This window comes from Clostridium porci, from assembly GCF_009696375.1.
Taxonomy (GTDB): Bacteria; Bacillota; Clostridia; order Lachnospirales; family Lachnospiraceae; genus Enterocloster; species Enterocloster porci.
Genome location: NZ_VUMD01000011.1, coordinates 1 through 13,921 on the forward strand (window position 1 = coordinate 1; position 13,921 = coordinate 13,921).

General features: G+C 45.4%; 12 protein-coding genes, 2 tRNA genes and 1 rRNA gene. All 15 read left to right on the top strand.

The features are described from left to right. Positions 1-109: ribosomal RNA gene (locus FYJ39_RS20530) — 23S ribosomal RNA — on the top strand; the annotation flags it as partial. Between the two features lie 83 nt (positions 110-192). Next, positions 193-264 (top strand) — tRNA-Gly (locus FYJ39_RS12715). A 614-nt stretch (positions 265-878) separates the two neighbouring features. Further along, complete coding sequence (locus FYJ39_RS12720) at positions 879-2,108, top strand: DUF3798 domain-containing protein (protein ID WP_154472854.1); 1,230 nt, start codon at positions 879-881, stop codon at positions 2,106-2,108. A gap of 112 nt (positions 2,109-2,220) precedes the next feature. Then, positions 2,221-3,837, top strand: a complete 1,617-nt coding sequence (locus tag FYJ39_RS12725) for a sugar ABC transporter ATP-binding protein (RefSeq protein WP_235919834.1) — start codon at positions 2,221-2,223, stop codon at positions 3,835-3,837. Next, positions 3,830-4,924 carry an ABC transporter permease subunit gene (locus tag FYJ39_RS12730; protein WP_154472855.1) on the top strand — a complete coding sequence of 365 codons (1,095 nt, stop codon included), beginning with the start codon at positions 3,830-3,832 and terminating at the stop codon, positions 4,922-4,924. Before FYJ39_RS12725 ends, FYJ39_RS12730 begins: the two co-directional genes overlap by 8 nt. Continuing rightward, positions 4,917-6,410, top strand: a complete 1,494-nt coding sequence (locus FYJ39_RS12735) for an ABC transporter permease (protein ID WP_287846864.1) — start codon at positions 4,917-4,919, stop codon at positions 6,408-6,410. Before FYJ39_RS12730 ends, FYJ39_RS12735 begins: the two co-directional genes overlap by 8 nt. Positions 6,411-6,838: 428 nt before the next feature. Further along, a complete protein-coding gene (locus FYJ39_RS12740) occupies positions 6,839-8,020 on the top strand; it encodes an aminotransferase class I/II-fold pyridoxal phosphate-dependent enzyme (protein WP_195840434.1) in 1,182 nt (393 codons plus the stop codon). A 76-nt stretch (positions 8,021-8,096) separates the two neighbouring features. Further along, positions 8,097-8,846: a tRNA pseudouridine(38-40) synthase TruA gene (gene truA, locus FYJ39_RS12745; protein ID WP_154472856.1), complete on the top strand. Its 750-nt coding sequence runs from the start codon at positions 8,097-8,099 to the stop codon at positions 8,844-8,846. Beyond that, positions 8,843-10,024: a cation diffusion facilitator family transporter gene (locus FYJ39_RS12750; protein ID WP_154472857.1), complete on the top strand. Its 1,182-nt coding sequence runs from the start codon at positions 8,843-8,845 to the stop codon at positions 10,022-10,024. The genes truA and FYJ39_RS12750 overlap by 4 nt, the downstream gene beginning before the upstream one ends. 95 nt (positions 10,025-10,119) lie before the next feature. Beyond that, the gene (locus tag FYJ39_RS12755) at positions 10,120-10,650 is read left to right on the top strand and encodes an RNA polymerase sigma factor (RefSeq protein WP_154472858.1); all 531 of its coding nucleotides are present in this window, start codon (positions 10,120-10,122) and stop codon (positions 10,648-10,650) included. Between the two features lie 69 nt (positions 10,651-10,719). Further along, positions 10,720-10,791: transfer RNA gene (locus tag FYJ39_RS12760), tRNA-Gln, on the top strand. A gap of 269 nt (positions 10,792-11,060) precedes the next feature. Further along, complete coding sequence (locus FYJ39_RS12765) at positions 11,061-11,762, top strand: transaldolase (protein ID WP_154472859.1); 702 nt, start codon at positions 11,061-11,063, stop codon at positions 11,760-11,762. A gap of 13 nt (positions 11,763-11,775) precedes the next feature. Further along, positions 11,776-12,255: a PTS sugar transporter subunit IIA gene (locus tag FYJ39_RS12770; protein WP_195840435.1), complete on the top strand. Its 480-nt coding sequence runs from the start codon at positions 11,776-11,778 to the stop codon at positions 12,253-12,255. Beyond that, positions 12,243-12,524 carry a PTS sugar transporter subunit IIB gene (locus FYJ39_RS12775; protein WP_154472861.1) on the top strand — a complete coding sequence of 94 codons (282 nt, stop codon included), beginning with the start codon at positions 12,243-12,245 and terminating at the stop codon, positions 12,522-12,524. Before FYJ39_RS12770 ends, FYJ39_RS12775 begins: the two co-directional genes overlap by 13 nt. Before the next feature lie 28 nt (positions 12,525-12,552). Next, entirely contained in the window at positions 12,553-13,920 is a 1,368-nt protein-coding gene (locus FYJ39_RS12780; protein ID WP_154472862.1) for a PTS ascorbate transporter subunit IIC, read from the top strand. The last annotated feature ends 1 nt before the right edge of the window (position 13,921 follow it).

The following is a 13,921-nucleotide window of genomic DNA, read 5'->3' on the forward strand; positions in this document are numbered from 1 at the left end:
AACCGAAAGGAAGTAAGACCCCTTGAAGACGACAAGGTAGATAGGTTAGAGGTGGAAGTGCAGCAATGCATGGAGCTGACTAATACTAATCGGTCGAGGGCTTATCCAGAGAGGAAGAGGTTGGGAAAGGTTGCTTTTGTTCAATATGTGGTTTTCAGGGTATGTAGTTCTATAATTTAAGATATATGTTATGCGCGAGTGGCTCAGTGGTGGAGTATCGCCTTGCCAAGGCGAGGGTCGCGGGTTCGAATCCCGTCTCGCGCTTTTTTTTATTTCCCGGAATTTTTTGGTTTTACAAGGAATTTCGGGCTTTCGTGTATTTGGAAATCTGTATACAGCTGTAGACAGGCATTTTTATAGGCCAGAGCCAGTTATATAGTGCCTTTTCATACGTGCTTGTATCCTGATTTTGGACTTCCTCACCTACAATATGCAGGTGGTTCAAATCGGAATAATCTTCTCATTTGACGGCAATAAGCTCTGATAGGAAAAAGTCCTGATTTTCGTTCTTAAAAATGACTTTAGAGGAATTGTGGCAGTTGTTTCCTATCTTTTTGGCAGAACATCAGACTTGTTGGGGAAAACGGTATTTAGAGGAAGAAGCTTTTTTGAAAAGCCTACTTTCTTATCTTATGGAGTATCCTGATGTCGCAAAGGAATATGAGAAAAACCGGAAAATTTAATGCTGTATTATAATAATAAAGTATTTTTTTGGTGGAAAAGAAAGAAAAGAGTAAAATATGCACATTTTTAATAGACATAGGCTGTTTTTATATGATATAATTTCGAATGTGTCCTGACCCTGTATCCAAAGGTTCAGAATCAGAACTAAGAGTACATGGTTGGATAAGAAAAAATGTTGTAAAAGGAGAGAGCGAATGAGAAAAAGATTATTGAGCATTACTCTGGCAGCTGCTATGCTCCTGTCGTTAGCAGGGTGCCGCAGTGCTGCGCCAACAGCAACCCAAGCTCCGGCAACCGCCGCACCGGCGGCAGATGAATCCCCGGCAGAAGGCGGCGGGACAGAGACGAAAGCAGAGGGAGAGACAACAGCTTCAGCAGCTGACTTTAAAATCGGAATTATTACAGGTACTGCTTCTCAGGGTGACGAGGAGATTACTCAGGCGAATACAATGAAGGAGAAGTATGGTGACATGATTGTTACCTCCACCTATCCTGACAATTTTTCTACTGAGACTGAGACTGTTATTTCAAACGCGGTAGCGATGGCTTCTGACCCGTCTGTTAAGGCAATCATATGGTGCCAGGCAGTTCCAGGTACAGCGGCAGCGATTGATAAGGTACGTGAGACACGCCCGGATATGATATTCATTGCAGGTACTCCGGGTGAGGACCCAGGTGTTATTAATCCAAAGGCTGATATTGTATTACAGGTAGATGAGCCGGGATGCGGCATTGTAATTCCTCCTCAGGCTAAGGCACAGGGCGCTAAGACAATGATCCATTACTCCTTTCCGCGTCATATGAGCTATGCGCTGATTGTTGAACGCCATGAGAATCTGAAGAAGTATTGTGCAGAGAATGGCATTGAGTTAGTTGACGTTACTGCTCCTGATCCCACAGGCGATTCCGGTATTACTGGAGCGCAGCAGTTTATTCTTGAGGATGTTCCGCGTCAGATTGAGAAGTACGGCAAGGATACCGTATTTTTTACAACAAACTGCGGTATGCAGGAGCCATTAATCCGCTCCGTATTTGAGCAGGGCGCTATTTACTCCTTACAGTGCTGTCCCTCTCCCTTCCATGCATTTCCAGCAGCTCTGAATATTGATATGGCCGGCCATGAGGCTGATGTTGATTACATGTTAGAGCAGCTCCAGGCGAAAGTTACTGAGGCTGATATGGGCGGAAGAGTGTCTACATGGGGCGTTCCATGTAATATGCTGTTCGTTGAGGCTGGTGTGGAGTACGCAAAGAAGGTATTAGAGGGACAGACCAACGGTGTTCTGGATGACGCGGTTCTGCGTGATACCCTTCAGGAGTGCGCAGGAGATGTTAAGATGACCATTAATAACTATGTAGATGATAATGGAAATAAAAAGGACAATCATTATCTTGTAATGGCAGACTTCGTAACATTCGAGTAATTTATACAGATTGCAGGGATTCTTGTATATGTGGTTTCGCCGTCCTGCTTAGTGCGGACGGCGAAATTTTTTTAAGGAGAAGTGTCAGCACAAAGCGCTAAGGAAAGAGGTTATGAACTTGGATAAAACACAGTATGTTCTGGAAATGGATAATATTACAAAGGACTATTCCGGCAACCAGGTGCTTAAAGGCGTAAACCTGCATATTAAGCCAGGTGAAATCCATGCGTTGATGGGAGAAAATGGAGCCGGAAAATCTACGTTGATGAATATTTTGTTTGGTATGCCTGTAATTCATTCTACCGGAGGCTTCGGCGGTAGTGTAACGATGGCAGGGGAATCGGTTAATATTGATAATCCCTTAAAAGCAATGGAAATGGGAATCGGTATGGTACACCAGGAATTTATGCTGATTCCTGGCTTTACTGTAACGGAAAATATAAAAATTGGACGCGAAATCACTACCCCGAATTTGGTCAGCCGTATCTTCGGCAAGTCCATGGAAACACTGGACTTTGATGCAATGGCAAAGGATGCCCGGAAGGCGCTTAAGACCATTGGGTTGCAGATAGAGGATTATGTGAAGGTTGCCGGCCTTCCTGTAGGTTATATGCAGTTTATAGAGATTGCGAGAGAGATTGACAAGACGGGGCTCCGACTTTTAGTCTTTGACGAACCTACGGCTGTGCTTACGGAGTCGGAGGCGGGGCGCCTGCTGGAAGTGATGCGTGTAATTGCCTCCCAGGGAATCGCTATCATTTTCATTACGCATCGATTGGATGAGGTTATGGCTGTGGCGGACAGCATGACCATCCTTCGTGACGGCGAGTTTGTAGCCCGAAGAGAGATTAAGGATACAAATGTGGTTGAGATTGCGGAGCTGATGATTGGCCGTAAGGTGGAGAAGCTGGTAGACGACAGCTTTAAGGATACCCGTGCCCTCAGTTATGATTCGATTGCTGTACGTCTGAGAAACTATCACGTAGAGATGCCTGGAGAGCGAGTAAAGGGGATTGATCTGGATATACGCAAGGGAGAGATCTTTGGGATCGGCGGACTTGCGGGACAGGGTAAGCTGGGTATTCCAAATGGTATTATGGGTCTGTATGAAGCTACCGGAGAAGTTGCAATCAACGGAAAGCCCTTAAGGCTGGAGAAGCTGGGAGATGCGCTGAATCACAAAGTTGCTTTTGTGTCGGAGGATCGTAAAGGTGTGGGACTTTTGTTGAACGAAAGCATTGAACATAATATTATGTTTTCCGCTATGGAGACGAATAATAAGTTCCTTAAAGGCTTCGCATGGATGAGGCTTTTTGACAGCAAGGCGGCTAAGGCGCATGCACAGGATATGGTAAAGAGGCTGGATATTCGCTGTACTGGCGTACGTCAGGCGGCAGGAAGCCTTTCTGGAGGAAATCAGCAAAAGGTTTGCCTGGCGAGAGCCCTGACTTTGGAGCCGGATATTCTCTTTGTATCAGAGCCTACAAGGGGTATCGACATTGGGGCTAAAAAGCTGGTTTTAGAATATCTTACCAAGCTGAACAGGGAGCAGGGGATGACGGTCATTGTAGTATCCTCTGAATTAGTGGAGCTTCGTTCTGTGTCTGACAGAATTGCCATTATCTCAGATGGAAGAGTTTCAAAAATATTAAGTCCTGATGCTTCGGATGCGGACTTCGGTCTGGCTATGTCGGGTACAAGGGTGAAAGGAGGGGAGGACCATGAGTAATAATCCGGTAAAGTATATGGTAAAGAAGTTTGGTTTGCCTCGTATTATTATCGTAGGCTTTTTTCTGTTTCTGGTGGCTGCGGCCGGCGGCTTCAAAATGGATTTAATGCAGCTTTTGAGCGATTGTGTGCGCAGATGGGGTATGTTTGGTATTCTAACTCTTGCCATGGTGCCGGCAGTGCAGTGCGGCATTGGTCTGAACTTTGGTATTTCTATGGGGATCGTGGGAGGACTTTTAGGGGGTCTGATTGTAATTGAGCTAAATATTGCCCAGAGCCCTGCTCTGGTAGCTGTAAGTCCTTTATTTGCTATGTGGGTGTCTATCTTGATTGCGATCCTGATCGGAGTTGTTCTAGCTGCTGGAATCGGCTATCTCTATGGCTTGTTGCTGAATCGCGTAAAAGGTTCTGAGATGACGGTTACTACTTATGTCGGCTTTTCTATCATCGCGTTTATGAATATGGGGTGGATGCTTCTTCCTTTCCAAAATGGGGAATTGAAATGGCCAAATGCGGGAAAGGGACTTCGCAATACGATTTCCCTGGCCACCTCCTTTAGCAATGTGATGAATGATACCCTGTCTTTTAAGCTTGGCGGATTTGTAGTGCCCACAGGCCTGCTGCTGTTCCTGTTTTTTATGTGCTTCCTTGTGTGGCTGTTTATGAGATCCAAAACAGGTATGGCTATGTCTGCAGCTGGTTCCAACCCTATGTTTGCCAAGGCGGCAGGTATCAATGTTAATAAAATGAGGCTGATTGGCACCACTCTTTCTACGGTACTGGCAGCCGTGGGCATTATCGTATATGCTCAGGGCTTTGGGTTTATGCAGCTCTATAACGGGCCTATGATGATGGGGTTTAATTCGGTAGCAGCCGTTTTAATTGGCGGAGCCTCACCGAAGCGGGCCAGCATTTCCCATGTACTGCTGGGAACCTTTTTGTTCCAGGGAATTCTAGCGCTGGGGCTTCCCGTTGCCAACCAGTTTATCCCGGAGAGCAATCTGTCAGAGGTCATGCGTCTGATAATTTCCAATGGTATCATCATCTATGCATTAGCACAGACGAAAGAAGGTGGCGGCCGTGAGTAGTAAGAAATTATGTGATATTTTATTTAAGAATAAGGTAGGGATTCTGTTTGTCTTTTTGTGTATAGGAGGCACCATTGCTTCCAAACAGCCTCTTACCTTTGTTATACCGGAGCTGTTTACACGTATTGCTCGCAATTCCTTTTTAGTGCTTTCCCTGATTATACCGGTGCTAGCAGGTATGGGCCTGAACTTTGGTATCGTTATCGGAGCTATGGCAGCCCAGGTGGCAATTTTTTTGACTACCTACTGGGGATTTACAGGTATTGCAGGCTTTATGCTGACCGCAGTGCTGGCTACCCCTATCGCGGTTTTCTTCGGCTTCCTGGTTGGTAAGCTGTTTAATCATATGAAGGGGGCGGAGATGATAGGAGGTCTGGTGCTTTCCTATTTTGCGGAGGGCCTGTATCAGCTGCTGTTTCTGTTTATCTTCGGCGGTGTGATTCCTCTGTATAACCCTACCCTTATGATAGCTACCGGAGTAGGCGTAAAAAACACCATTGACCTTAAGGATACGGTTAAATATGCCCTGGATACCGTTCCTATGCTTACGATTATTGAGATTGGCTTTTACGCCTATGTGGCGGTTGCTGTCATTTCTGTGTGTGTAAAGATGATTAAGAAGCAGGAAATTAAATGGAGCGTAGTTATCACGAAGCTGATCGCTGCTGCGGCAGTTTACGGCCTGACCTATGTGCCTGCGGTTGAAGCCTTTCTCTCTGCCGATCGCCTTCTGCTTTTAAGGGCGGTGGAGCTTGGCTGTGCAGGTACCCTGCTTTTGCAGCTTTGGAAGCTGCTTGCGGCCAGATTGATCTGCAAGAAGAGCTTCGATGGCAGGAAAGCTGCTGTAAACTGTGTGCTGGCAGCGATGGTGTACGGTCTTACCTATATTCCAGCTATTTTTAAGGTTTTAGTTATGGTTCAGCTTCCTGTTCTTACCTATCTGTGCATCGCTGCCCTGTGCTTTTTTAACAATGCTCTTATGCGTACCCGTTTGGGACAGAATATGCGTACAGTGGGGCAAAGCAGAACGGTTGCCAATGCGGCTGGCATCAATGTAGACAGAACCCGTATCATTGCCATGATTTTCTCTACCGTACTGGCCAGCTGGGGCCAGCTGATCTTCCTCCAGAACGTGGGAACCTTCTCTACCTACGGCGCACACACCCAGGTTGGACAGTTTGCCATAGCGGCTCTTCTGGTAGGAGGCGCTTCTGTACAGAAGGCGAATAATAAGCAGGCAATCCTTGGAATTACCCTGTTTCATACCCTGTTTATTGTAGCGCCTTTGGCGGGCAAGGAGCTTTTTGGAGATCCGGTTATCGGTGAGTATTTCCGCGTCTTTGTTTCTTATGGAGTAATCGCCATGGCTTTGGCTATGCATGCATGGAAGAAAGTGGTGAAGCCATCTGCGCTTCCAGCATCTCCAGCGGAGGCTTTAAGCGGCAGAGGGGGAAATCCAAGCTCTGGCGCCGGGGCTTCAGAATAATGCTGCTGCTTAGGAATGTCGTAAAGTGTAAGATAGGCATTCACGAACATGTTGCATAATCAAGGGGCGGTTGAAATTAGAAATCAGATAGCTCATGGAACAAAAATCAGCCTCTCTGAAATAAAAGAACACGGTTCTAAGTAACTTTTATAGCTGCTGGAACCGTGCTTTTTGTAGCTGATTTTCTTAACACGCTGCTTTGTAACAGCTCTGTTATGCTTAGAGAGGCTGATTGGGTTTAATCTGCTATCGCCTTTACCGTTCAGAACCTCTCTGCTGTTGAATACTGACCGGCCAATACGGAGGGTTTCCACGTCTCTGGCAGGTAATCCGCCTTTTTTGCTGGCTTGTCATATTCAGAAAAATGTACTATAATAGGCGAAATGAATCATTGGCCAATAAAAGAGGGAGAGTGAGGAGGGAGAATTTTGAAATTTGCAAAGAGGATGGATCATTTTGGAGAAGGAATTTTTTCAAAGCTGGCAGAGCTTAAAAAAGAAAAAATGGCAAGAGGCGAGGAGGTAATTGATCTAAGCATCGGGACTCCCAATATTCCTCCCGCCCCCCACATTGTAGAGGCCTTATGCCGTGGGGCTTCCAGGCCGGAGAACTATGTATATGCTATCAGTGACAGGAGGGAACTGCTTGAGGCAGCGGCCCAGTGGTATCAGAGACGCTACAATGTAAAGCTGAACCCTGAGACGGAGATCTGTTCCCTGTTAGGTTCCCAGGAGGGACTGTCCCATATCGCCTTCACCATAGTTGATGAGGGGGATACGGTACTGGTTCCTGACCCCTGTTATCCGGTATTTGGGGATGGGCCGCAGCTTGCAGGAGCCAGCCTTTATTATATGCCTCAGAAGAAGGAGCACAATTATGTGCTCCAGCTTGATGAGATACCGGAGGAAGTGGCAGAGAAGGCAAGGCTGTTGGTGGTTTCCTACCCTAACAATCCAACAGCGGCGATAGCTCCTGATTCCTTCTATGAGGAGCTGATTGCATTTGCAAAGAAATACGATATAATCGTTCTGCATGATAACGCATATAGTGAATTGGTGTTTGACGGGAGGACAGGGGGGAGTTTTCTTAGGTTTCCGGGAGCTAGGGAGGTGGGAGTGGAATTTAACTCTTTATCTAAAACCTATGGACTGGCAGGAGCGAGAATTGGCTTCTGTCTGGGCAATGAGGCAGTTGTGTCAAAATTGAGGCTTTTGAAGTCCAATATGGACTATGGCATGTTCCTTCCTATCCAGGAAGCTGCGATAGCGGCGATTACGGGTACCCAGGACTGTGTAACAGCTACCAGGGAAATTTATGAGAAGCGCAGAAATTTGCTGTGCGACGGTTTTACCTCCATCGGATGGAGGATGGATCGCCCCTGTGCGACTATGTTTGTGTGGGCTTCTATTCCAAAGAATTATGGCAGCTCTGAGAAATTTGCCATGGAAATGGTGGAGAAGGCCGGTGTTTTGGTAACTCCGGGTAGTGCCTTCGGGCCCTCAGGGGAGGGCTTTGTCCGCCTTGCTCTTGTGCAGAATGAGGCGGCTCTTAACAGGGCGATAGAGGCAGTTAGAAAAAGTAAAATCCTTAAAGCAGGTATAGATACGTAGAAATGAAACGTATTATGAAATAGTTTGAAGCATGGAAGTATGAGCCTTTGAGGAAGGCTTCACAGATGAGGGAGCAATGAATATTGTAATATGGCTGTCCTATGACGGCACACGGTATGACGGATGGCAGAAACAGGAGAATACGGACAAAACCATTCAGGGAAAATTGGAAGCTGTGCTGGAGCGTCTTTCAGGAGCTTCGGTTAAGGTGCATGGTTCCGGGCGGACAGACTCAGGCGTTCATGCCTTGGGACAGGTGGCGAATTTTCATCTGGAGCAGGAGCTGGAGGCCGGGAAGGTAATGGAATATCTGAACCGGTATTTGCCGGAGGATATTATGGTGTGGAACGCGCAGGAAGCTCCTGAGCGGTTTCACAGCCGTCTGAATGCAGTGAGAAAAACCTACCGATATCAGATTGAAATGGGGCCTAAGAAGGATGTGTTTCAGCGGCGCTACTATTACGGCCTGGGTCAGCGGCTGGATATTGAGAAGATGAAAGCGGCAGCGGTTCTTTTGACAGGAACTCATGATTTTAAAAGCTTCTGCGGCAGCCGGAGGATGAAAAAATCCACGGTTCGCACCATCGAAGAGATCCAGTTTATTCAACCGGAAGCTTTGCGGCTTCATATTTCCTTTACAGGCAACGGTTTTTTACAGCAGATGGTGCGGATACTGGCAGGCACGCTCATGGAAGTGGGGCTGGGGAAACGCAGACCGGAGGAGATGTCCCGGATTCTGAAGGCAAGGAATCGTCGGGAAGCAGGCTTTACAGCTCCCTCTGAGGGATTATTTCTGGAACAGGTAGAATACGGGGATTTTTTATGACAGAATTTTTAGTAAAACGGTTTATAAATAATTTTGAAAGAATCGAGGATATACAGGTAAGGACGGCTTATGGAACGCTCAGCAGCCTGGTAGGAATCTGCTGCAATTTTCTGCTCTTCGGATCGAAGCTAATGATTGGGATGCTGGTAAACAGTATTTCTGTCATGGCGGATGCGTTTAATAACCTGTCAGATATGGCGTCGGCCCTGATCGGTCTTGTGGGCGCTAAGATGGCGGAGAAGCCGGCGGATGACAACCACCCCTTTGGTCATGGAAGAATAGAGTACATTGCGGCCTTTGTGGTAGCATTCCTGATCATTCAGGTTGGATTTTCTCTGTTTAAGACATCGGTGGGAAAAATATTTCACCCGGAGGAGATGACTTTTAAGGGAATTTCTCTTGTGATTTTATTGCTGTCTGTAGGGGTGAAGCTGTGGCTGTCCCTCTTTAATAAAAAACTGGGGAAACGCATTAACTCTAAGGTAATGCTGGCTACTTCGGCAGATGCTATGGGGGATGTGGCGACTACCTCTGCCACAATATGCTCCATTGGAATATACGGAGCCTTTGGATATAATGTGGATGGGATTGTGGGAGTAGTTGTTTCTATCGTGGTAATGGTTGCTGGCTTGAATATTGCCAAGGATACACTTGCTCCTCTCATTGGGGAGGGGATTGACCCGGAGATCTATGAGCAGATTACAAATTTTGTGGAGAGCTTCGAGGGAATCGTGGGAACCCACGATCTGATCGTACATAATTACGGTCCCTCCAGAAGCATGGCTTCCATTCACGCTGAGGTGCCTAATAACTGCAGTGTAGAGATTACCCATGAGGTAGTGGATCGTATTGAGCGGGAGGCCATGAGACGGTTTAATCTTCTGCTGGTAATTCATATGGATCCGGTGGAAACGCATAATGAACGGGTGGAAGAGTTTAAGGATATGGTTGCGGATATCCTTATGGGCATTGACAGCCGGCTTACATTCCATGATTTCAGGATGGTAGACGGAGAGGAGCGCATCAACCTGATTTTTGATTTGGTTGTACCAAGAGAATATAAGCAGGCAGTTCTGGGCAAGCTAAAGGCAAGGATTAGCGACGAGGTGAGAAATCGGGACAGCCGGTGCGTCTGCGTTATTACTGTAGAAAACAGCTTTATGTCTACTGGGGGCTAGAGCGCGTTTTAAGTCTCCCTTCCTCCTGGGTGGATGGAGCAAACGGTAATAAGAAAGGCTTTACACTGGCTGATTCCCGCAAGGGGGGAATGTAAATGTCGCAGGAAGAGATGCTTCAGAAAATGGGAACAGGAGATCGCGAGGCTTTTCGGGAGTTTTACCAGGAAACGGCCCGTTCGGTCTACAGCTTTATCCTGTCCCTGACAAAAAGCCCTACAGAGGCCGAGGATTTGATGCAGGAAACCTATCTGAGCATTTGGAGCAAAGCAGGTTCCTATGTGCCACAGGGAAAGCCTATGGCCTGGGTCTTTACGATTGCTAGAAATCTTTGCTATATGCGGTTTCGTGAGCAGCGCCAAAGGGCAGATGTGACATGGGAGGAGCTGGAAGGACTGGAGGAAGGCAGGACCTTCTGCGATTCGTTGGAACAGGCAGCTGACCGGAAAGTGCTTTTGGATGCTTTAAGCAAAATAAGCCGAGAAGAGAGACAGATTGTGCTTCTTCATGCGGCGGCTGGTATGAAGCACAGAGAGGTGGCAGAGGCCCTGGAAATTCCCCTAGCTACGGAGCTATCCAAGTATAACCGTTCTATGAAGAAGCTACAGAATATTCTTCAAAGCAGATAAGTTTTAAAATAATTAAAAAACTATTGACGAAAAACTGTTTATATATTATAATGACTTTCGTTGTGTTAATGGGCTATCGCCAAATGGTAAGGCAACGGACTCTGACTCCGTCATTTCAAGGTTCGAATCCTTGTAGCCCAGTTTAAAGAAAGCCAGTAATTATGAGGAATGCCCTTATAGTTGCTGGCTTTTTAGCTTCTGTACGAATCCTTATATATAAGTTTCTGCGTTCTGATATTCCCCAATGCAACAAAACACAAGCTCTCAGCTTATGGAAAAAGAAGCGCTGGAGTTTTTTGCGCACATTGAATAAATTATTTCCTTAAAAAAGTGAAAAAATATGCTCTTTCGCCAGAATGAACGTCCGTTTATAATAATTATATTAAAAACACAGGGAAAGGAGAAGGAGAATGAAGATAAAAATTTTTGCAGACGGCGCAGACATGGCTGGGATATTAAAAGAATACAAGAAGGGAAAAGTGCAGGGCTTTACTACGAATCCTTCGTTGATGAAAAAGGCAGGTGTAACTGATTACAAGCATTTCGCGATGGAGATATTGTCTAACGTGAAAGACATGCCGATTTCCTTTGAGGTATTTTCTGACGAGCTGGAAGCGATGAAAAAAGAGGCTCTGGAAATTGCGTCGTGGGCAGATAATGTATATGTTAAGATTCCTGTAACCAATACCAAAGGTGAATTTACCGAACCGCTTCTAGCAGAGCTGGCAGAAAAGCATGTAAAGCTGAATGTAACGGCAGTATTTACCATGGAGCAGGTAAAGCAGGTAGCGGCTGCTTTGAGTGACACGGTACCGGCTATTATTTCTATTTTTGCAGGCCGTATTTCTGATACAGGAACAGATGCCACGAAGATAGTGAGAGAAAGCGTTCAGTATACAGTAGATAGAAAAAATATAGAAATTCTCTGGGCCAGCTGCCGTGATCTTTACAGTATCGTAGAGGCAGAAGCATGCGGCTGTCAGATTATTACAGTACCAAACGCCATTCTGGAAAAGCTGAAACTGTTTGGCAAGGACTTAACGGAATATTCCTTAGAGACAGTAAGGGAATTCTTCAGGGATGCAGCCAGTCTTGGATATAAAATTGTTTAAAAAGGAGATTTTTATGTTACGGGACTTGTTAAATGAACAGGTGGTTGCGATAAATCAAAAGGCAAAGAACTGGGAAGAAGCGATCCGGATTGCAGGCAGCATTCTTGTGAATACAGGAAAATGTAAAGAAAGCTATATTGAGGCTATGATAGATGTAGTAAAAACCTATGGGCCCTACATTGTAATTGAGGACGGCATCGCGATGCCCCACGCAAAAAGCAGCTTAGATGTAAATGAGGACGGCTTGGCTATTGTGACATTAAAAAAACCAGTGGATTTTCATAATAGGGATTTTGAAAATGTTTCTGTTTTATTTGCCATATGCGCTACAAATCCCGATGCTCATCTGAATTTTCTGCAGGAGCTGTCGGGAATATTTGAAACAGAGAATCTGGTGGAACAAATGTGCAGTTGTAAAGAAAAAAAAGAAATTATCAAAATTATAGAAGAAAATATTGCAAAATCAAAAGGAGAATCTGAATGCGTATTGTGACTATATGTGGAAATGGAATTGGAAGCAGCCTTATGCTTGCTACAAAAATAGAACAGATTTGTGAAGAAAACGGCATTGAGGTGGATGTAGAATCCTGTGATTTAAGCGCGGCAGGAAGTAAAAACTGTGATCTGTTTGTTACGGTAAAGGAACTTGCTCCACAGCTTGGCAAGGATAATGTAGTAATTGTCCGAAGCTATATTAACCGGAAGAAAATTGAGGAGGATGTGCTTCCGATTATTAAAAAGCTTTACGAAAAGATGAATTAGGGGAAAATGAGACAAAGAGGAGGATGTTATGGTAGCAGTATTAGATTTCTTTAAAAGCTTATTAAGTCAGCCTGCATGGATTATGGGTATTTTTGCCTTTGTAGGTCTGGTTGCTTTGAAAAGGCCTGGTCATAAGATTATGACAGGTACATTAAAACCAATCTTAGGGTACTTAATGTTAAGCGCCGGAGCTGATTTTATTACCGCCAACCTGACTCCTTTGGGAGAAATGATTCAGGAGGGATTCCATATTACTGGCGTGGTACCGAATAATGAGGTCATCACCTCTATGGCACAGACTGTTTTAGGTGTGGAAACCATGTCGATCCTGATTGTAGGTTACGTGATCAATATTCTTGTTGCCCGCTTTACAAAATTTAAATATATCTTTCTGACGGGACATCACAGCTTTTTTATGGCGTGCCTTTTATCTGCCGTATTACAAGCATCCGGATTGAAAGGCACCCAGTTAATTGTAATCGGAGGCTGGTTCCTGGGACTGGCAAGTGCGATTCTTCCAGCGATTGGACAGAAGTACACCTTGAAGGTAACAGGTGGTGATGATATAGCCATGGGACATTTCGGAAGTCTTGCTTACTATATTTCTGCCTGGGTAGGAAGCTTTTTTAAAGGAGGAGAGGAGAACAGTACCGAACATATCCAGGTGCCGGAAAAATGGAGCTTTCTCCGTGACACTACAATTTCAACAGCCCTTACCATGACAATATTCTATTTAATAGCAGCCATTGCGGCAGGTTCGGAATTTGTAGCGACCTTATCCAACGACAACTTTATTCTGTTTGCTGTTACCAGCGCCTTAAAGTTTTCTGTTGGTGTAGCGATTGTATATTCGGGTGTACGTATGATTTTAAGCGATCTGCTTCCTGCTTTTCAGGGAATTGCGACAAAAATAATTCCCAATAGTATTCCAGCAGTGGATTGCGCCGTATTTTTCACCTACGCCCCCACAGCGGTTGTGATTGGTTTTATTTCTAGCTTTATCGGCGGTTTGATCGGTATGTTCCTTGTAGGCGCTGCTTTTGGAGTGTTCATTATTCCTGGCATGGTTCCTCACTTCTTCTGCGGAGCAACTGCCGGTATTTATGGGAATGCAGCCGGAGGCAAGAAGGGCGCTGTTGTGGGAGCCTTTATCAACGGCCTGTTAATTACGGTTGCCCCGGCTCTTTTACTTCCTGTGCTGGATTCATTTGGCTTTGCAAATACTACCTTTGGTGATTTTGACTTTGCTGTTATCGGAATCCTCATTGGCAAGCTGTTTGAATACTTAGGAAGCGCTGGGGTCTATGGACTTCTTGCGGTTTTGAGCGCAGTTGTTATTGTGCCTAATTTAATTAAAACAAAAAGTGACGTTATCAATCATATAACACAGGAGTAAA